The following is a 17,961-nucleotide window of genomic DNA, read 5'->3' as shown; positions in this document are numbered from 1 at the left end:
GCCTCCCTTGATCGGCCTCGCAACGCTCTCGCTCTTCCTGCTCGCGGTACTGGCGCTGTTCCTGTCGCCCGGCCCGAACATGGCCTTCGTGCTCTCGCACGGCGTGGCCCACGGCCCGCGCGGCGGCTTTGCGGCGGCCCTCGGCATCTCGGCGGCCGACCTCGTGCACACGCTCTTCGCCGCCACCGGCGTCACCGCGCTGGTGGCTGCGTGGCCGCCCTCGTTCGACGTGCTGCGCTATGCGGGCGCGCTGTACCTGGTGTGGCTGGCGGTGCAGGCTCTTCGTCATTTTGGTAGCGGCGGCGGCCTTCGCATCGGCGCGCAGGCGCAGCCGGCCGGGTTCGGGCGCATCGTGCGCATGGCGCTGCTGAACAACCTCGTCAATCCGAAGGCGCTGCTGTTCTTCATGGTGTTCCTGCCGCAGTTCGTCGACCCGGCGCGCGGCAGCGTGCCGCTGCAGCTGGTGCAGCTCGGCGTGGTGCTGTCGATGGCCGCGCTGGCCTTCAACACGCTGCTGGGCGCATGCAGCGGCCAGGTCGGCCGCTGGCTGCACAGCCGCCCCGGTGCGGCACCGTTCCAGAGCGGCCTGCTGGCCGCCGTGATGCTGGGGCTGGCCGTGCGCCTGCTCTTCCTCGACCGACCTTCACCCCGCTGAAAGAAAACCCGACCATGCTCAACATCTGGGGCCGCATCAGTTCGATCAACGTCCGCAAGGTGGTGTGGTGCGCACAGGAGCTCGGGCTCGACTTCCAGCGCACCGAGGCCGGCGGCAGGTTCGGCGTGGTGCAGACGCCCGAATACCTCGCGCTCAACCCGAATGCGATGGTGCCCACCATCGACGACGGCGAAGGCGCCGAGCGCGTGACGCTGTGGGAGTCGAACGTGATCGTGCGCTACCTTTGCGCGAAGCATTCGCACGGCACCCTCTACCCGAGCGAACTGCCCGCGCGCTTCGACGCCGAGCGCTGGATGGACTGGCAGCAGACCACGCTCAACCGCGCGAGCCGCGACGCCTTCGTGCAATGGGTGCGCACACCGCCGTCGGAGCGCCAGCTGACACTCATCGACGACTCGGTGCGCGCCAGCGAGGCGCTGTTCGCGATGCTCGACGCGCACCTCGCGCGCCAGCCATACATGGCCGGCGAGCGCTTCACCATGGCCGACATCCCCATCGGCTGCGAGGCGCACCGCTGGTTCGGCCTGCCGGCTGCCGAATACCGCCGGCCGACGTGGCCCAACGTCGAGCGCTGGTATGAAACGCTGCTCTCCCGACCGGGCACGCGCGGCGTGCTCGACCTTCCCCTCGAATGAACCCGATGAAATCCCGCCCCTTCAAGCAAGTCGACGTCTTCACCGCCACGGCCTATCGTGGCAATCCGCTCGCCGTCGTCATCGACGGCACGGACCTCGACGACGCCGCGATGCAGCGCTTCGCGCAGTGGACCAACCTGTCCGAAACCACCTTCCTGCTGCCGCCCACCGACCCGGGCGCCGACTACCGCGTGCGCATCTTCACGCCCGGCGGCGAGCTGCCGTTCGCCGGCCACCCGACCATCGGCAGCTGCCATGCGTGGCTGCAGGCCGGCGGTAAGCCGAAGACCGCGGGCTTGGTGGTGCAGCAGTGCGGCGCCGGCCTCGTGCCGCTGCGCCGTGAAGGCAGCCGCCTGGCCTTCGCCGCGCCGCCGCTCAAGCGCAGCGCCCCGAGCCCCGCGCTGCTGGCCAAGGTGGCCGGCGCGCTGGGCCTGAAGGCGCAGCAGATCATCGCGGCGCAGGTGCTCGACAACGGCCCGGTCTGGTTCGGCCTGCTGGTCAACGATGCCGACGCCGTGCTGGCGCTCACGCCCGATCACCGCATGCTCAAGGAGCTGGGCGTGAAGGCGGGTGTGGCCGGCGTGCCCGCCGCGCTCGACACCTCGCCGCTGATCGGCCGTTCGAACCGCGAGGCGCGCGCCTTCGGCAACCGCCCGGCGGCCGCTTACGACGACGGCGCGAAGATCGACCTGGAAGTTCGCGCCTTCGCCGAACCGATCGGCGTGCAGGAAGACCCGGTCACCGGCAGCCTCAACGCGAGCCTGGCCGAATGGCTGATCGCCGACGGCCACATGCCCGAGCGCTACCTCGCCGCGCAGGGCCAGTGCCTCGGCCGCGCGGGCCGCGTCCACATCGAGCGCGACGCCGAGGGAAAGATCTGGGTCGGCGGCGATGCCGTGACCTGCATCGACGGCCACGTCACGCTCTGAACCCCGGCGGGAAACGTCGCAGCACCATGCACGCGCAGCTCGACCACCTCGTGATTGCCGCCGCCTCGCTCGCCGAGGGCGTGGCGTGGTGCGAAGCCACGCTGGGCGTTACGCCGGGGCCGGGCGGCTCGCATCCGCTGATGGGCACGCACAACCGCCTGCTGAACATCGCGAGCGATGCCTTTCCTGCGGCCTATGCGGAGATCATCGCGATCGAGCCGGGCAAGCAGCCCTCGCGTCCCAAGACGCACCGCTGGTTCGACCTCGACGATGCCGCGCTGCAGGCCGGGCTCGCGCGACACGGACCGCGGCTGATCCATTTCGTCGCCCGCGTGCCCGATGCGCTTTCGGCAACGCGTGCCCTGGCGCGCGAAGACCACGCGCACATCGACCGCGGCCAGTTGCTCGAAGCCTCGCGCGACACGCCCGCCGGCCGGCTCGAATGGCAGATCACCGTGCGCGACGACGGCCAGCGGCTGTTCTACGGCGCGCTGCCCACGCTGATTCAGTGGGGGCCGGTGCATCCGACCGACTCGATGCCGAAGTCGGGTCTCTCCATGCGCGCGCTGCGTGCCGTGCACCCGCGTGCGCCCGCGCTGGCAGCCGCCCTGTCGGCCATCGGCATGACCGGCATGGCCATCGAGGCAGGTCCGCCCAATCTCGCCGCCGTGCTCGACACGCCGCGCGGCCCCGTCACCCTCGAATCCCAAGGACTCTGAGCATGCTGAGCCTCCCCGAAATCGCCTGGTTCGCCCTCGCCTCGCTGCTGCTGGCACTCACGCCGGGGCCGAACATGATCTATTGCGTCTCGCGCACGCTGATCCAGGGCCGCCGCGCCGGGCTCATCTCGCTGGGCGGCGTGCTGCTGGCCTTCCTGGCGCACCTGTTCGCGGCGGCGCTCGGGCTCACCGCGCTGCTGCTGGCTGTGCCGCTCGCGTTCGACGCGATCCGCATCGCGGGCGCGGCCTACCTGCTGTGGCTCGCGTGGCAAGCGGTCAGGCCTGGCGGCAATGCACCTTTCGAGGCGCGTGTGCTGCCGGCCGATCCGCCAGCCAGGCTATTCCGCATGGGCTTTCTCACGAACCTGCTGAACCCGAAGGTGGCGATGTTCTACCTTTCGTTCTTTCCGCAGTTCATTCACCCCGAGCGCGGTTCGGTGCTGCTGCAGAGCATGCAGCTCGGCGTTGCGCAGATGACCGCCAGCGCGGCGGTCAACGCGATGATGATCGTCGGCGCCGCGAGCATCACGGCCGTGCTGTCCCAAAGCGCCGGCTGGCTGCGTGCGCAGCGCTACATCATGGGCAGCGTGCTCGCTGCCCTGGCCGTGCGCGTCGCGCTCACCGAACGCAGGTAGATGGAACATCCGATGAGGTTCACCCGCGAAGAAATCGAAGCCGCACAGCGCACCGTACATGCGGCCATGCCGCCCACGCCGCAATACGCCTGGCCACTGCTCTCGCAGCGCCTCGGCGCCACCGTGTGGGCCAAGCACGAGAACCACACGCCGGCCGGTGCCTTCAAGATCCGCGGCGGCCTGACCTACTTCGAAACCCTGGCGCGCGAGCAGCCCGGGGTGCGCCACGCCATCAGCGCCACGCGCGGCAACCACGGCCAGTCGGTCGGCTTCGCCACGCGGCGCCACGGGCTGGCCGCGACCATCGTGGTGCCGCACGGCAACTCGAGCGAGAAGAACGCCGCGATGCGCGCGCTCGGCGTCACGCTGGTCGAGCATGGCGACGACTTCCAGGCCGCCTCCGAACACGCGGCCGTTCTGGCCGAGCGCGACGGCCTGCACCGCGTGCCCTCGTTCCACCGCGAGCTGGTGCGCGGCGTGTCGACCGCGTATGTGGAGTTCTTCGACGCGCTGTCGGGCACGCCGCCCGACGTGTTGTTCGTGCCCATCGGCCTGGGCTCCGGCTTTGCCGCGGCAGCGGCGGCGCGGGCGCATTGCGGCGCGTCGACGAAGCTCATCGGCGTGGTGTCGGCGCATGCCACGGCCTACCGCGATTCCTTCCGCGCCGGCAAGCCCGTCGAGTCGCCCGTCACCACGCGGCTGGCCGACGGCATGGCCTGCCGCACGCCTGTGCCCGAATCGGTCGAGGTGATCCTGCGCGAGGCCGACGACGTCATCACCGTCACCGACGACGAGATCGCCGAGGCCATGCGCATCCTCTTCAGCGACACGCACAACGTGGCCGAGGGCGCGGGCGCCGCGGCGCTCGCGGGCGCGCTTCAGCAGCAGGAGCGCTGGCGCGGCAAGACGGTGGGCATCAGCGTGAGCGGCGGCAATGTCGATTCCGGCATGTTCGCGGGCGTGCTGGGGCGCAGCGCTTCGTAGTACGGCGGGTCAGGGCAGCGGACCGGTGTTGGCCGTGTCCAGCGGCAGGCGCGACACCTCCGCCAGCAGCAGCGCCAGTTGCTGCGCAGCCGCATCGATCACCGCCTGGCCATGTTCCGCCGTGGCGGCCGCCGCGTTGCCGGCGGCGCCGTGGGCGTTGTAGTCCTCCATGGCCCAGCCGAGCTTGGCGCTCTTGCCGTTGCCCAGGATCGCGTAGCCGGCCGCGCGCTGCTCCGAGGTCGAGCGGAAGTCTCGCGCTTCGCCCATGCGCACCAGTTGCGGCGCGAGCGCCAGCATCATCGAGGTTTCGATCTCGCCCGCATGCACGCCGAAGCGATGCTCCTTTGCACTGAACTGCGCGCCCGCGTCGCCCAGCGGCAGGTTGAACCAGTTCACGCTGTAGACGATGAGCCCGTGCGCCGCGCGCAGCTCGCGCGCCACGATGTCCATCGCGCCGACGTGCCCGCCGTGGGCGTTGAACAGCACCAGCTTCTTCACGCCGGCGCGCGCCACGCCGGCGCCGATCTCGTTCCACACGCGAATCAAGGTTTCGGCCGACAGCGTGAGCGTGCCCGCGAAGCGCGCGTGCTCGGGGCTCAAGCCGATCTGCTGAGTCGGCAGGAACAGCACCGGCAGTTCGGCCGGCAGCAGCGGCAGCGACGCGGCGACGATGCCGTCGGCCAGCACCGTGTCTACGCCCAGCGGCAGGTGCGGCCCGTGCTGCTCGGTCGCGCCCAGCGGCAGCACCGCGACCGTGGCCGCCGCATCGAGTGCCGCGAAATCGCGCGTGGTGAGCTGGGACCAGAAGCGGGGGAGCAACGGCGAAGGGGCCTGGGGAGCGTTCATCACGCGATCTTAGGCCGGGCCGCGCGCGCCCGCATCCGTGCAGGGGGTTTCGCAGCGGTGATTCAATCGCCGGCATCCCATTCACCAAGGACTCTTTCATGGACCTCCAGCTCCAGGACCAGCACGTTCTCGTCACCGGCGGCAGCAAGGGCATCGGCCTGGCGTGCGCGCTGGGCTTCCTGCGCGAAGGCGCGCGCGTGAGCCTCGTGTCGCGCGACATCGCCAATCTGGAACAGGGCCGCAGGACGCTGGTGGATGCCTTCGCGCAGGCCGAAGGCCGGATCTCGGTGCATGCGGCCGACCTCAAGGACCCGGCCGGCGCCGTGGCCGCGCTCGATGCGGCGGAGCAGGTGTTCGGTGCGGTCGACGTGCTCGTCAACTCGGCCGGCGCCGCGCGCCGCACCCCGCCCGACGAACTGACGGCCGCGTCGTGGCACGACGCGATGGACGCGAAATACTTCACCTACATCCACATGATCGACCCGGTGGTGAAGCGCATGGGCCAGCGCGGCCGCGGCGCCATCGTCAACGTGATCGGCCAGGGCGGCAAGGTCGCGAGCCCGGTGCACATGGCCGGCGGCGCGGCCAATGCGGCACTGATGCTGGTGAGCGCCGGCATGGCCGCGGCCTATGCCGCCAAGGGCGTGCGCGTGAACGCGGTGAACCCGGGGCTCACGCTGACCGAACGGCTGCAGGAAGGCATGAAGGCCGACGCGAAGCTGCAGGGCATCGGCACCGATGAGGCGCTGGCGCGCGCCAAGGCACGCCTGCCGCTGGGGCGCATCGCGACGCCAGAAGAAATCGCCAACACGGTGGTGTACCTGGCGTCGCCGAAGGCGAGCTATGTGACGGGCGCCATCGTGGCGATGGACGGCGCGGTGACGCCGATGATCTAAGCGGCCGTCAGCGCCTCGAACTTCAGCGCCAGGAAATCGACGAACGCCCGCACGCGCGCGGGCACGAAGCGCCCGCTCGGCAGCAGCGCGTGCAGCGGGTACGACTCCGTCTCCCAGTCGGGCAGCAGGCGCACGAGGCGGCCTTCGCGGATGTCGTTGCGCACGTCGAGCGCAGACTTGAGCGACATGCCATAGCCCGCCACCGTCCACTCGCGCGCGAGCGAGGCGTCGTCCACGCTGCGGTTGCCGTTCACGCGCACTTCGGTCCACTGGCCGTTCTGCGCGAAACGCCAGACGCGGTGGCGGCGCCCCGAGCGGTTGAAGACCAGGCAGTTGTGGTGCACCAGGTCTTGCGGCACCTTCGGCGCGGGATGGCGGCGCAGGTAGGCCGGTGAAGCCGTGAGCACCGGGTTGGTCAGCGCGAAGGGCCGCGCCACCAGCCGCGAATCGGCCAGCGCACCGTAGCGCAACGCCACGTCGACCTCGTCGCGCATCACGTCCAGCGGGCGGTCGCCGACCGACAGCGAGAGCTGCACGCCGGGGTGCAGCGCCAGGAACTCGTCGAACCACGGCAGCAGCGTGCTGCGCGTGAGGTCCGAGGGCGATGCCACGCGCAAGGTGCCGACCAGATCGCCGCGGTCGGCTGTGACCAGCGACTCGCCCTCGTCCAGCAGCTCGAAGGCGCGCACCGCGTAGTCGAGCAGCGTCTGCCCCTGCGGCGTGAGACGCATGGCGCGCGTGGAGCGCTCGAACAGGCGCGCGCCGAGCTGGGCCTCCAGCCGCTTGAGCGTGGCGCTGGCGGCCGCGGGCGTGATGCCCAGCGCATGCGCCGCCGCCGTGAGCGTGCCGCCGCGCGCTGTCTGCACCAGCACCCGCAGGTCGGAAAGATTTTCAATCTTCATTTGAAAGTGTTGCTGATTCAAGCCAGCTTATCAAATCAGCCTTGCGATCCTACAGTTCAGGCATCGTCACTGAAAGGTTCTTTGCCATGAAAGCCGTCGGCTACTACCAGCCCCTCCCCATCGACAACCCCGAATCGCTGCAGGACATCGAGCTGCCCGCCCCCGTGGCCGGCCCGCGCGACCTGCTGGTGCGCGTGAAGGCGGTGTCGGTCAACCCCGTGGACACCAAGATCCGCAAGAACGCCGCGCCCGATGCGGGCCAGGCCAAGGTGCTGGGCTGGGATGCCGTCGGCACGGTCGAGGCCATCGGCAGCGGCGTGAAGAACTTCAAGGTGGGCGACCGCGTGTACTACGCGGGCTCGATCGTCCGCCCAGGTGCCAACGCCGAACTGCATGCGGTGGACGAGCGCATCGCGGCCATCGCGCCGAAGAGCCTCGACGACTCGCAGGCCGCCGCGCTGCCGCTGACCACCATCACCGCGTATGAACTGCTGTTCGACCGCCTGCGGGTGCCCAAGGGCGGCGGCGAAGGCCAGACGCTGCTGATCACCGGCGGCGCGGGCGGCGTGGGCTCGATCCTGATCCAGCTCGCGCGCCAGCTCACGAAGCTGCGCATCGTCGCCACCGCGTCGCGCGCCGAAACGCGCGAGTGGTGCCTGGCGCTGGGCGCGCACACCGTCATCGACCACTCGAAGCCGCTCGCGGCCGAGCTCAAGGCGGCCGGCATCGGCGAAGTCGACATGGTCGCCAGCCTCACGCAGACCGAGCAGCACTATGCGCAGATCATCGAAAGCCTCAAGCCCCAGGGCCAGCTCGCGGTGATCGACGACATGAAGATGCTCGATGCGATGCCGCTGAAGACCAAGTGCATCTCGCTGCACTGGGAAATGATGTTCGCGCGCTCGCGCTTCGAGACGCCGGACATCGCCGAGCAAGGCGCGCTGCTGGCGGAGGTTGCGGCGCTGGTCGACGCGGGCCGCATCCGCACCACCGCCAATGCGAGCTTCGGCACCATCAATGCCGCGAACCTTCAACGCGCGCATGCGCTCATCGAGAGCGGCAAGGCGCAGGGCAAGGTGGTGCTGGCCGGCTTCTAGGCTAGGTCGACTGCCACGGCAGCCCGCGCATCCGTTCGCGCTTTTCTTCCTCGTCGAAGTGCGCGAGCGAAGGCTTGATGAGGTCGCTGCGCGCCACGATGCCGGCCAGCGCGAGCGATTGCGCGTCCTTCACCACCGGCAGCCGTTCGAGCCGGTGGCGCGCGAGCCGGGTCGCGACGGCGCGGCAGTTCTCGCCCGGCAGCGCGAAGTACAGCGGCGCATCGGCGCAGGCGTCGCCCACGGTCGCGATCGGGTCGCGCGTGCCGTGCGCGGCCAGCATCGCGCGGTCGGCCACGCCGATCACCGCGCCGTTGCGCAGCACGGGGAACGCGCGGTGCGCCTGCCCTTCGCCGAAGTAGTCGAACAGCGCCTGCGCCACCGGCATGGCCGCGTCGATGCTGCGCACCTCGCGCGTCATCACCTCTTCCACCGAATGCCGCTCCAACGGATCGATGCCGTACTCGCGGTAGATGTGATAGCCGCGGCGCGCGATCTTCTCGGTGAGGATCGAGCGGCGCATCGTCAGCACCGTGAAGCCATAGGCCACGGCCGAAGTGGTCAAGAGCGGCAGCAGCGCATTGCTGTCGTGCGTGAGGCCGAAGGCGAAGATGGTGGCGGTGAGCGGCGCGCGCATCACGCCGCCCAGCGTGGCCGCCATGCAGACCAGCGGCCACAGCATCGGGTCGTTCCCCGGCAGCACGTGCGAGAGCACTACGCCAAGGCCTGCGCCCATCATCAGCAACGGCGCCAGCACGCCGCCCGAGGTGCCCGAGCCCAGCGAGATGACCCAGATGACGGCCTTCACCGCCAGCAGCGCGATCACCACGCCAAGCGCGAGATGGTTGTGCAGCAGGTCGCCGATCACGTCGTAGCCCACGCCCAGCGCGCGCGGCTGCAGCCAGCCGCCGATGCCGACCGCGAGGCCGCCAATGGCCGGCCACCACATCCAGTGCACGGGCAGCTTGCCGAACCAGTCCTCGACCTTGTACAGAGACAGCGACAGCGACGCCGACAGCGCGCCGCACAGCACGCCGGCGATCACGCACGACAGCATGGCGAGCGGGCCGGGCACGGCGGTCTGCAGCGGGAACAGCGGACCCGGGTCCATCAGCAGCGGCCGTGCGAAGCCCGCGACCGCGCAGGCCACGGCCACCGGCAACAGGCTGCGCGGGCGCAGCTCGAACAGCAGCAGCTCCACGGCCAGCAGCACCGCCGCCACGGGCGTGCCGAACACGGCAGTCATGCCGGCCGTGGCGCCCGCCACGAGCAGTGCCTTGCGCTCGGCCGCCGTCAGGTGAAAGTGCTGCGCGATCAGCGAGCCGATGGCGCCGCCGGTCATGATGATCGGCCCCTCGGCGCCGAACGGCCCGCCGCTGCCGATGACGATGCCCGACGACAGCGGCTTGAGCAGCGCGACCTTCGGCGACATCTTGCTCTTGCCGAACAGGATCGCCTCGATGGCCTCGGGAATGCCATGGCCGCGGATCTTGTCGGAGCCGTAGCGCGCGACCAGGCCGACGATCAGGCCGCCGATGACCGGGACCACGATGACCCAGGCGCCCAGCGTGTGCGTGGCCGGCGAGCGGTCGGCCAGCGAGAAGGTCTGGAAGAAGAACAGGTTGGTGAAGAAGCGGATCAGGTCGAGCAGCACGCGCGCGGCGACGGTGCTGATGGCGCCGATGACGGCTGCCATGACGGTGATACGCATGAGGCGCGTGTTGAGCGCGAAGTCGCCGCGCGGCGGATGGGAGTTGGCTTTGGGGCTCATGGAGTTTCCGGAAGATCGATTTGCGGCACGTCGAACACGCCCTTGAGCGAGCGCAGTTCCGCGCGGTGAAGCTCGGCCAGCCGAAGCAGCAGCTTCTCGCCCTTGGCGAGCAACTGCACCTCGACCTGGCGGCGGTCGGTTTCGCTCGGCCGGCGCTGCACGAGCTCGAGCGCCTCGCAGCGCGTGACGAGCGCGACCGCCCCATGCGGCTGCAGCTGCAGCCGCTCGGCGATCTCGCCGACCGAGGCCCAGTCGCGGCCGGGCATGCCCTTGATGTGCAGCAGCACCAGGTACTGCTGCGGCGTGAGGCCCTCGCCCTGCGCGGCGCGCTCGGAGAAGCGCTCGAAGCGGCGCATCTGGTAGCGGAACTGGGAAAGCGCCTCGAAGTCTTTCTTGGCGAGCTTGCGGGGGGTGGAGGCCATGACGAAGGGAGATGCCGGAACGGCCGCGAATATATCACGTCGTGACATATATGCCGTGCGACACAATTGGTGGCATGACTGCCGACCCCATCGAATTCGACACGCCGCACTTGCGCTTGCGCCAGTGGCGCGAGAGCGATCTGGCGCCCTTCTTCGCGCTGGCTTCAGACCCACAGGTGATGGAGTTCCTGCTGCCGCTGCCGACGCGCGCCGACAGCGACGCGCTGGTCGATCGCATCCGCGCGCGCTTCGCGGAGAACGGCTGGGGCTTCTGGGCCGTGGAGCACAAGGCGTCCGGCGGGTTCATGGGCTTCACCGGCCTGAACTCGCCGGCGGTCACGCTGCCGTTTTCGCCATGCGTCGAGATCGGCTGGCGCTTCGGGCGCAACTGGTGGGGCCAGGGCTTCGCGAGCGAGGCGGCGCGCGCTGCGCTGCAGGTCGGCTTCGAGCGGATCGGGCTGCACGAGATCGTCGCCTTCACCGCATGGAACAACACGCGCTCGAGCGCAGTGATGGAACGCATCGGCATGAAGGAAGACGCGGCCGGCGCCTTCGACCATCCGCTGGTGCCCGAAGGACACGCGCTGCGCCGGCACAGGCTCTACCGCATCGCCCGCCCGCGCTGAAGAAAGCTACTTCGCCCTCGACACCCGCCACACGGCATTGCCGACATCGTCGGCCACCAGCAGCGCCCCGCCCTTGTCGAGCGCCACGCCCACGGGCCGGCCCTGGGCCTTCTCGTCGGCGGTCAGGAAGCCGGTCAGCACGTCGACCGGCGGCCCGCTGGGCTTGCCACCGATGAAAGGCACGAACACCACCTTGTAGCCCGACTTGGGCTTGCGGTTCCACGAACCGTGCTCGCCGATGAAGACGCCGCTGGCGAACGGGTCGGGCATGCCGCCCGGCCGCGAGAAGGCCATGCCGAGCGGCGCGACGTGCGAGCCGAGCGCGTAGTCGGGCGCGATGGCCTTGGCCGTCATGGTGGGGTTCTGCGGCGTGACGCGGGCGTCGACGATCCCGCCGTAGTAGCTCCAGGGCCAGCCGTAGAAGGCGCCGTCCTTCACCGAGGTGAGGTAGTCGGGCACGAGGTCGCTGCCGATCTCGTCGCGTTCGTTCACCACGGTCCACAGCGCCTTCGTGTCCGGGTCCCAGCCCATGCCGTTGGGGTTGCGCAGGCCGCTCGCGAACAGGCGCTTCTCGCCCGTCTTCGTGTCGACCTCCCAGATGGCGGCGCGGCCCTCTTCGGCCGCGAGGCCGTTCTCGCCGATGTTGCTGTTGGAGCCGACCGTCACGTAGAGCTTGCTGCCGTCTTCATTGGCGATGACGTTCTTGGTCCAGTGGTGGTTGATGCCGGCGGGCAGCTGCGTCACCAGCGTCGGGTTGGCGCTGATCGAGGTCTGGCCCTCGGTGTACGGCACCTTCACCAGCGCGTCGGCATTGGCGATGAAAAGTTCGTTGCCGACCAGCGCCATGCCAAACGGCGACATCAGGTTGGTCATGAACACCTGCTTCACCTCGGCGAGGCCGTCGCCGTTGGCGTCGCGCAGCAGGGTGATGCGGTTGGCGCTGGGCACGCCCGCGCCGGCGCGCCCCATGAGCTTGCCCATGACCCAGTTGCGCACCTTCGCGACCACGCCGCCGCCGCCGTCGCTGCTGCCGCCCGGCTTGGGCGGCTTGTTGCTCTCGGCCACGAGGATGTCGCCGTTGGGCAGGGTATAGACCCAGCGCGGGTGGTCGAGGCCGCGCGCCAGCGCCGTCACCTGCAGGCCTTCGGCGGGGATGGGCGCGGCGGTGTCGGTCCAGCCGACGGCGGTCGCGACGTTGACGGTGGGAATCAGGGTCTTGTTCGGCTCGGCCAGTTGCGGGCGAGGGCCGGTCGTGAGCTCCGGGGCCAGCTTGGCGGTCTCGCCGCAGCCGGCGACGAGCAGCAGCGCGGCGGCCAGGGCCAGTGCGGATGCTTGCTGCGGTGCTGTCATGCGTATTCCTCGCGCGGCCGGGTGCCGCATGCACCGGATGATCCCCAGCCGGGCAGCCCCGGGGTTGTCGGCCATGGGCGCTTTCTGGCGTGGGCGCACCTCATTTGCGCATCGCCGCTACCATCGCCGGATGACCGACGACCTGTTCCGAGCCGACGCCTATCTGCGCACCTGCGACGCACGCGTCCTGCGCATCGACGAAACCGGCATCGTGCTGGACCGCACGGTGTTCTATCCGCTGGGCGGCGGACAGGCCGGCGACGCCGGCGTGCTGGTGCTGGCCGACGGGCGCGAAGTCGCCATCGCCGACACCCGCAAGGCCAGGAATGAAGAGGGCCAGCCGACGAACGAGTTCGTCCACGTGCCGGCCCCCGGACAGGCCGACCTGCTGGCCGCGCTGAAACCGGGCGACCCCGTGACCGCCCGCCTCGACTGGGAGCGCCGCCATCGCCTGATGCGCTTCCACACCGCCTCCCACCTGCTGTGCCACCTCGTGCCGGTGCCGGTGAACGGCTGCTCGATCACGCCCGAGTACGCACGCATCGATTTCCACATGACCGATCCGCTGGACAAGGAAGCACTGACCGCCGGGCTCGCGAGGCTGGTCGAGGCCGCCCATCCCCTGACCGTGGGCGCCATCACCGACGAGGAGCTCGACGCCAACCCGGCGCTGGTCAAGAGCATGAGCGTGCAGCCGCCGCGCGGCACGGGCACGGTGCGCACCATCCGCATCGGCGGCGAGGCGCAGATCGACTTCCAGCCCTGCGGCGGCACGCATGTTGCAAACACCTCCGAAATCGGGGCGGTGATGGTCACCAAGATCGAGAAGAAGAGCGCCAATAGCCGCCGCGTGGTGCTGGGCTGGGCCCCTGCCGCGGCCTGAAACGGCCCGGAACTTCGCCCCCATTGAATGCTCCGACTGACGGCATGATCTTTTCGCGCATCCATTTCGCTACGCTTCTGATAGCAACCGCCGCAGCCAGCATGCCGGCTGCCGCGCAATTGGCGTCCAAACCAGGCGCCGTGGTCACCACCCCCCACGTGCGCGCCGAACTGATCGCCCATGCCCCTGACGGCGTGACGCCCGGCGCACCGGTCTGGGTCGGCCTGCAGATCACGCACCAGCCCGAGTGGCACACCTACTGGAAGAACGCCGGCGATTCGGGCCTGCCCACCGAGATGACGTGGACGCTGCCGGCCGGCGTGTCCACCGGCGAGATCGCCTGGCCGGTGCCGACGAAGATCCCGGTCGGCAACCTCGCCAACTACGGCTACGAGAACACCGTGCTGCTGCCGGTGCCGCTGGAGGTGTCGACGCTCTACAAGCCGCCGATGGCGCTGGGCGGCGGCACGCCGGCCATGGACATCCAGCTGAAGGCTTCCTGGCTGGTCTGCCGCAAGGAATGCATTCCCGAAGAAGGCACGTTCACGCTGCCCCTGCCGCTGCAGGGCTCGACCGCGCTGCACAAGGCCGAGTTCGACGCCGCACTGGCGGCCCAGCCGCAGACGCTGGCCAAGGCCGGCACCATCGAGGTCGATGGCCACAACCTGAAAGTGCGCCTCGAAGGCCTGCCCGCCGCCGTGCAGGGCAAGACGCTGGGCTTCTTCCCCGAGACCCCCGAGGTGATCCGCACCGCGGCCGTCTCCGGCAAGGACTGGACCCAATCCTGGCAGGGCGGCACCTGGACGGCGACGCTGCCGCTGGCCGACCAGCGCAGCGCGAGCCCCACGGTGATGCCGGTGGTGGTGGCGCTGGCCGAGGCCGACCGGCAGGCCGGCCAGCCGGTGGCCTGGCGCGCCGAAGCGCCGGTCACGGGTGCCTGGCCGGCAGGCGCCGCGCCGCGCACCGAGGTGTCGCCGGCACTGCAGGCGGCGCTCACCGCCAATGCGGCCAACGCAACAGCCCCGGCCGGCGATGTCCCTGCGCCCTCCTCGACCACCTTCATGGCCGCGCTGCTGGGCGCACTGATCGGCGGCCTGCTGCTCAACCTCATGCCCTGCGTGTTCCCGATCCTCGCGATCAAGGTGCTGGGCTTCGCGCGGCAGGCGGGCAACGCCAGCGCCCACCGCAAGGCCGGGCTGGCCTACACGGGCGGCGTGATGCTGTCCTTCCTCGCGCTGGGCGGCGGCATGCTGGCGCTGCGCGCGGCCGGCGCCGGGCTGGGCTGGGGCTTCCAGCTGCAGTCGCCGGGCGTGGTCGCTGTGCTGGCGGCGCTGTTCACGCTGATCGGGCTCAACCTCGTGGGCGTGTTCGAATTCGGCCGCGCGGCGCCCTCGTCGGTGTGCAGCGCGCAGGCCAAGCACCCGCTGGCCAACGACTTCCTCTCCGGCGTGCTCGCCGTGGTCATCGCCTCGCCCTGCACCGCGCCGTTCATGGGCGTGTCGCTGGGTTTCGCCATCGGCCTGCCGGCCGGCCAGGCGCTGCTGCTGTTCGCGGCGCTGGGTTTCGGGCTGGCGCTGCCGTACCTCGTGGCCGGCTTCGTGCCCGCCGTTGCCTACCTGCTGCCAAAGCCCGGCCCGTGGATGGGCACGCTGCGCCGCCTGCTCGCCTTTCCGATGTTCGCCACCGTGGCGTGGCTGGTCTGGGTGCTGGGTCAGCAAAGCGGCATCGACGGCGCGGGCACGCTGCTCGCACTGCTGGTGTGCCTGGCCGCCATCGTCTGGGCGCTCACGCTGCGCGGGCGCACGCGGGTCGTGATCGCCACCGTGCTGATCGGCTTCACGGCCGCGCTGACCGCCGCCATCGGCCGCAATGTGCTGCAGGTCGTGGAACCGGCGAGGCTGGCCTCGGCGTCCGGCACCGCCGGCCAGCGCTGGCAGCCCTGGTCCGCCGAGCGCGTGTCAGAGCTGTCGAGCGCCGGCCAGCCGGTGTTCATCGACTTCACCGCCGCGTGGTGCGTGACCTGCCAGTACAACAAGAAGAGCACGCTCTCCGATGCCGAGTTGCTGGCCGACTTCGACGCGAAGAAGGTCGCCATGCTGCGCGCCGACTGGACCCGGCGCGACCCCGCCATCACCGCCGCGCTCACCGCGCTGGGCCGCAGCGGCGTGCCGGTGTACGTGCTGCAGGCGCCGGGCAAGCCGCCGGTTGTGCTGACCGAAATATTGGGCAAGGACGAAGTCCGCGCCGCGCTCGCCGCGCTTTGACCACCAGCGTGACATGGGTTGTCACACGCACTTGAAGAAACCGTTCTAAGCTGCAGTTGTTGTTTGGAATTTTGTTTTGGAGTTCAAGCTGGCCATGTCTCTTTCGCCAACCACAGACTCGCGCTCCCGTCGTGCCGCCCGTCATGCTCGCGCCGCCCTGAGCCGGGCCTCCCGCCGCGCGGTCGTTGCCGCCGCCGTGGCGCTCGGCGCCACTTTCCTGATGGGCACCAATGCTGCCGCCGCGCCCGCGGTGGGCCAGCAGGCGCCCGATTTCGTCGCCGTCGACACCAGCGGTGCCAAGCACAAGCTGTCCGATTTCGCGGGCAAGTTCGTGGTGCTCGAATGGACCAACCCCGGCTGCCCCTTCGTGCGCAAGCACTACGGCAGCGGCAACATGCCCGCCACGCAGAAGGCCGCGACCGACAAGGGCGTGGTGTGGCTGGCCATCAATTCCACCGAACGCGCCGCCACCGACTACCTGAAGCCCGACGCGCTCGACGCGTGGATGAAGTCGCAAAAGGCCACGCCCACCGCCGTGCTGATGGACGAAGACGGCCTCATCGGACAGGTCTACGGTGCGCGCACCACGCCGCACATCTTCATCATCGACCCCAAGGGCACGCTGGTGTACGCAGGCGGCATCGACAGCATCGCCTCGGCGCGTGCGGACGACATCAAGACCGCGACCAACTACGTGAGCCAGGCGCTGGGCGAGGCCTTCGGCGGCAAGCCGATATCGACCGCGGCGACGCGGCCCTACGGCTGCTCGATCAAGTACAAGACATAGGTAGAACTCGCGCGTGACAGCTACCTGACTCGCGCAGTCAGCCAGCGGTCGGGGAGCCCGGCCTACCCTTGGGCGAGCACATCGCCAATACCGCCCAAGGGGACAACCAGATGAATCCTGCGCCCACCGCCGCGCAACCGGGCACGGCTGCCCACGCCTCCTCCACTGCCTCCTCCTCCAAGTTCGCCACCGTCCTGCGCGTGACCGGCGGCAACTTCATGGAAATGTTCGACTTCTTCCTGTTCGGCTTCTACGCCACGCAGATCTCGAAGGCGTTCTTCCCCGCCGGCAACGAGTTCGCCTCGCTGATGCTCACGTTCATGACCTTCGGTGCGGGCTTCCTGATGCGGCCGCTGGGCGCGATCTTTCTCGGCGCGTACGTCGACCGCGTCGGCCGCCGCCAGGGCCTGATCGTCACGCTCGCGCTGATGGCCGTCGGCACGCTGCTGATCGCCTGCGTGCCTTCCTACGCGACCATCGGCCTCGCCGCGCCGCTGCTGGTGCTGGTCGGCCGGCTGCTGCAGGGCTTCTCGGCCGGCGTGGAGCTGGGCGGCGTGTCGGTGTACCTGTCGGAAATGGCCACGCCGGGCCGCAAGGGCTTCTACGTAAGCTGGCAGTCCGCCAGCCAGCAGGTGGCCATCGTCGTGGCGGCTGCGCTCGGCTACTGGCTCAACGTGACCTTCACCTCGCAGGAGATCGGCGACTTCTACTGGCGCATTCCCTTCTTCGTGGGCTGCCTGATCGTGCCGGTGCTGTTCATCATCCGCCGCTCGCTGCAGGAGACCGAGGAGTTCATGGCGCGCAAGCACCGGCCCGACGCGCGCGAGATCTTCCAGTCGATGGTCGCCAACTGGGGCCTCGTGGTCGCCGGGATGATGCTGGTGTCGATGACCACCGTGTCGTTCTACCTGATCACCGTCTACACGCCCACCTTCGGCAAGGCCGTGCTGCACCTGAGCACAACCGACGCGCTGATCGTCACGCTGTGCGTGGCCATCTCGAACTTCATCTGGCTGCCGATCATGGGCTCGCTGTCGGACCGCGTGGGCCGCAAGCCGCTGCTGATCCTGTTCACGGTGCTGACCGTCCTCACGGCGTACCCGTCGCTCAAGTGGCTGGTGGGCGCGCCGAGTTTTGCACGCATGCTCGAAGTCGAGCTGTGGCTGTCGTTCCTCTACGCGAGCTACAACGGCGCGATGGTCGTGGCGCTCACCGAGGTGATGCCGGTGAACGTACGCACCGCCGGCTTCTCGCTGGCCTACAGCCTGGCGACGGCGCTGTTCGGCGGCTTCACGCCGGCGATCGCGACGGGGCTGATCGAGATGACCGGCGACAAGGGCGCGCCAGGACTGTGGATGACGGCAGCCGCGGTGTGCGGGCTGATTGCGACGCTGGTGCTGTACCGGCGCAACGTGGACCCCGCCGATGCGGGGCGCGTGCCGGTGGTCTGACGGTTCGGCGGCCAGCCGGTGCGTTGATCCAGCGCGCACCGCGCATTGATCCAAGGCGTAGCCGCCACCCTGCCTGGGTGGAAACACCGAT

At 69.8% G+C, this 17,961-nt stretch carries 18 protein-coding genes; 13 read left to right on the top strand and 5 right to left on the bottom strand.

Annotation, left to right across the window (positions count from 1 at the left end; all coding sequences use genetic code 11):
* Positions 1–7 precede the first annotated feature (7 nt).
* From ASC92_RS08260 to ASC92_RS08235, 6 genes are read left to right on the top strand one after another with little or no spacing between them, the layout of a single operon-like run.
* A complete protein-coding gene (locus tag ASC92_RS08260) occupies positions 8–655 on the top strand; it encodes a LysE family translocator (RefSeq protein ID WP_056513116.1) in 648 nt (215 codons plus the stop codon).
* Between the two features lie 14 nt (positions 656–669).
* Positions 670–1,311 carry a glutathione S-transferase family protein gene (locus ASC92_RS08255; protein WP_056513113.1) on the top strand — a complete coding sequence of 214 codons (642 nt, stop codon included), beginning with the start codon at positions 670–672 and terminating at the stop codon, positions 1,309–1,311.
* A gap of 5 nt (positions 1,312–1,316) precedes the next feature.
* Positions 1,317–2,240 carry a PhzF family phenazine biosynthesis protein gene (locus ASC92_RS08250; RefSeq protein ID WP_200935957.1) on the top strand — a complete coding sequence of 308 codons (924 nt, stop codon included), beginning with the start codon at positions 1,317–1,319 and terminating at the stop codon, positions 2,238–2,240.
* 26 nt (positions 2,241–2,266) lie between these two features.
* Positions 2,267–2,959 carry a VOC family protein gene (locus tag ASC92_RS08245; RefSeq protein WP_056513107.1) on the top strand — a complete coding sequence of 231 codons (693 nt, stop codon included), beginning with the start codon at positions 2,267–2,269 and terminating at the stop codon, positions 2,957–2,959.
* A 2-nt stretch (positions 2,960–2,961) separates the two neighbouring features.
* A complete protein-coding gene (locus ASC92_RS08240; RefSeq protein ID WP_056513104.1) occupies positions 2,962–3,594 on the top strand; it encodes a LysE family translocator in 633 nt (210 codons plus the stop codon).
* Between the two features lie 12 nt (positions 3,595–3,606).
* Complete coding sequence (locus ASC92_RS08235) at positions 3,607–4,578, top strand: threonine dehydratase (protein ID WP_056513329.1); 972 nt, start codon at positions 3,607–3,609, stop codon at positions 4,576–4,578.
* A gap of 9 nt (positions 4,579–4,587) precedes the next feature.
* On the opposite strand, the gene ASC92_RS08230 is transcribed toward ASC92_RS08235, so the two are convergent.
* Positions 4,588–5,424, bottom strand: coding sequence for a creatininase family protein (locus ASC92_RS08230; protein ID WP_056513099.1), 837 nt, complete (start codon positions 5,422–5,424; stop codon positions 4,588–4,590).
* Between the two features lie 98 nt (positions 5,425–5,522).
* On the opposite strand from ASC92_RS08230, the gene ASC92_RS08225 reads away from it, so the two are divergent.
* Entirely contained in the window at positions 5,523–6,320 is a 798-nt protein-coding gene (locus ASC92_RS08225; protein WP_056513096.1) for an SDR family oxidoreductase, read from the top strand.
* On the opposite strand, the gene ASC92_RS08220 is transcribed toward ASC92_RS08225, so the two are convergent.
* On the bottom strand, positions 6,317–7,222 hold the full coding sequence (locus tag ASC92_RS08220) for a LysR family transcriptional regulator (protein WP_056513093.1): 906 nt from the start codon (positions 7,220–7,222) through the stop codon (positions 6,317–6,319). The two genes, ASC92_RS08225 and ASC92_RS08220, sit on opposite strands and share 4 nt — an antisense overlap.
* An 86-nt stretch (positions 7,223–7,308) precedes the next feature.
* Here ASC92_RS08220 and ASC92_RS08215 point away from each other — a divergent pair, with 86 nt between their 5' ends.
* Positions 7,309–8,319, top strand: coding sequence for a zinc-binding alcohol dehydrogenase family protein (locus tag ASC92_RS08215; protein ID WP_056513090.1), 1,011 nt, complete (start codon positions 7,309–7,311; stop codon positions 8,317–8,319).
* A gap of 1 nt (position 8,320) precedes the next feature.
* Here ASC92_RS08215 and ASC92_RS08210 read toward each other — a convergent pair whose 3' ends face one another.
* Both ASC92_RS08210 and ASC92_RS08205 read right to left on the bottom strand, forming a co-directional pair.
* The gene (locus ASC92_RS08210) at positions 8,321–10,087 is read right to left on the bottom strand and encodes a chloride channel protein (protein ID WP_056513085.1); all 1,767 of its coding nucleotides are present in this window, start codon (positions 10,085–10,087) and stop codon (positions 8,321–8,323) included.
* Positions 10,084–10,509 (bottom strand): MarR family winged helix-turn-helix transcriptional regulator, encoded by a 426-nt coding sequence (locus ASC92_RS08205; RefSeq protein ID WP_056513082.1) that lies wholly within the window; start codon positions 10,507–10,509, stop codon positions 10,084–10,086. Before ASC92_RS08205 ends, ASC92_RS08210 begins: the two co-directional genes overlap by 4 nt.
* Before the next feature lie 74 nt (positions 10,510–10,583).
* On the opposite strand from ASC92_RS08205, the gene ASC92_RS08200 reads away from it, so the two are divergent.
* A complete protein-coding gene (locus tag ASC92_RS08200; protein WP_056513080.1) occupies positions 10,584–11,135 on the top strand; it encodes a GNAT family N-acetyltransferase in 552 nt (183 codons plus the stop codon).
* A gap of 6 nt (positions 11,136–11,141) precedes the next feature.
* Here the strand turns inward: ASC92_RS08200 and ASC92_RS08195 are convergent, their stop codons facing one another.
* Positions 11,142–12,485: a PQQ-dependent sugar dehydrogenase gene (locus tag ASC92_RS08195; RefSeq protein WP_056513076.1), complete on the bottom strand. Its 1,344-nt coding sequence runs from the start codon at positions 12,483–12,485 to the stop codon at positions 11,142–11,144.
* Between the two features lie 130 nt (positions 12,486–12,615).
* Here ASC92_RS08195 and ASC92_RS08190 point away from each other — a divergent pair, with 130 nt between their 5' ends.
* The 4 genes from ASC92_RS08190 to ASC92_RS08175 all read left to right on the top strand — a co-directional run bounded on the left by ASC92_RS08190 (position 12,616) and on the right by ASC92_RS08175 (position 17,870).
* The gene (locus tag ASC92_RS08190) at positions 12,616–13,368 is read left to right on the top strand and encodes an alanyl-tRNA editing protein (RefSeq protein WP_056513325.1); all 753 of its coding nucleotides are present in this window, start codon (positions 12,616–12,618) and stop codon (positions 13,366–13,368) included.
* A gap of 44 nt (positions 13,369–13,412) precedes the next feature.
* A complete protein-coding gene (locus tag ASC92_RS08185; protein WP_200935956.1) occupies positions 13,413–15,632 on the top strand; it encodes a thioredoxin family protein in 2,220 nt (739 codons plus the stop codon).
* A gap of 94 nt (positions 15,633–15,726) precedes the next feature.
* On the top strand, positions 15,727–16,419 hold the full coding sequence (locus ASC92_RS08180) for a thioredoxin family protein (RefSeq protein ID WP_200935955.1): 693 nt from the start codon (positions 15,727–15,729) through the stop codon (positions 16,417–16,419).
* 110 nt (positions 16,420–16,529) lie between these two features.
* Entirely contained in the window at positions 16,530–17,870 is a 1,341-nt protein-coding gene (locus ASC92_RS08175; RefSeq protein ID WP_056513316.1) for an MFS transporter, read from the top strand.
* Positions 17,871–17,961: the final 91 nt, after the last annotated feature.

Source organism: Variovorax sp. Root411, assembly GCF_001425205.1.
In the GTDB taxonomy this organism is placed as follows: Bacteria; Pseudomonadota; Gammaproteobacteria; order Burkholderiales; family Burkholderiaceae_C; genus Variovorax.
Note: the sequence above shows the minus strand (reverse complement) of the source record. Positions and strands in the feature narration are given on the sequence as shown.

What these genes read in the sequence shown, in the direction of transcription:
- ASC92_RS08255 (WP_056513113.1), top strand. Translation starts at nt 670, where the DNA reads ATGCTCAACATCTGGGGCCGCATCAGTTCGATCAACGTCCGCAAGGTG.
- ASC92_RS08250 (WP_200935957.1), top strand. Translation starts at nt 1,317, where the DNA reads ATGAAATCCCGCCCCTTCAAGCAAGTCGACGTCTTCACCGCCACGGCC.
- ASC92_RS08245 (WP_056513107.1), top strand. Translation starts at nt 2,267, where the DNA reads ATGCACGCGCAGCTCGACCACCTCGTGATTGCCGCCGCCTCGCTCGCC.
- ASC92_RS08240 (WP_056513104.1), top strand. Translation starts at nt 2,962, where the DNA reads ATGCTGAGCCTCCCCGAAATCGCCTGGTTCGCCCTCGCCTCGCTGCTG.
- ASC92_RS08235 (WP_056513329.1), top strand. Translation starts at nt 3,607, where the DNA reads ATGAGGTTCACCCGCGAAGAAATCGAAGCCGCACAGCGCACCGTACAT.
- ASC92_RS08230 (WP_056513099.1), bottom strand. Translation starts at nt 5,424, where the DNA reads ATGAACGCTCCCCAGGCCCCTTCGCCGTTGCTCCCCCGCTTCTGGTCC.
- ASC92_RS08225 (WP_056513096.1), top strand. Translation starts at nt 5,523, where the DNA reads ATGGACCTCCAGCTCCAGGACCAGCACGTTCTCGTCACCGGCGGCAGC.
- ASC92_RS08220 (WP_056513093.1), bottom strand. Translation starts at nt 7,222, where the DNA reads ATGAAGATTGAAAATCTTTCCGACCTGCGGGTGCTGGTGCAGACAGCG.
- ASC92_RS08215 (WP_056513090.1), top strand. Translation starts at nt 7,309, where the DNA reads ATGAAAGCCGTCGGCTACTACCAGCCCCTCCCCATCGACAACCCCGAA.
- ASC92_RS08210 (WP_056513085.1), bottom strand. Translation starts at nt 10,087, where the DNA reads ATGAGCCCCAAAGCCAACTCCCATCCGCCGCGCGGCGACTTCGCGCTC.
- ASC92_RS08205 (WP_056513082.1), bottom strand. Translation starts at nt 10,509, where the DNA reads ATGGCCTCCACCCCCCGCAAGCTCGCCAAGAAAGACTTCGAGGCGCTT.
- ASC92_RS08200 (WP_056513080.1), top strand. Translation starts at nt 10,584, where the DNA reads ATGACTGCCGACCCCATCGAATTCGACACGCCGCACTTGCGCTTGCGC.
- ASC92_RS08195 (WP_056513076.1), bottom strand. Translation starts at nt 12,485, where the DNA reads ATGACAGCACCGCAGCAAGCATCCGCACTGGCCCTGGCCGCCGCGCTG.
- ASC92_RS08190 (WP_056513325.1), top strand. Translation starts at nt 12,616, where the DNA reads ATGACCGACGACCTGTTCCGAGCCGACGCCTATCTGCGCACCTGCGAC.
- ASC92_RS08185 (WP_200935956.1), top strand. Translation starts at nt 13,413, where the DNA reads ATGATCTTTTCGCGCATCCATTTCGCTACGCTTCTGATAGCAACCGCC.
- ASC92_RS08180 (WP_200935955.1), top strand. Translation starts at nt 15,727, where the DNA reads ATGTCTCTTTCGCCAACCACAGACTCGCGCTCCCGTCGTGCCGCCCGT.
- ASC92_RS08175 (WP_056513316.1), top strand. Translation starts at nt 16,530, where the DNA reads ATGAATCCTGCGCCCACCGCCGCGCAACCGGGCACGGCTGCCCACGCC.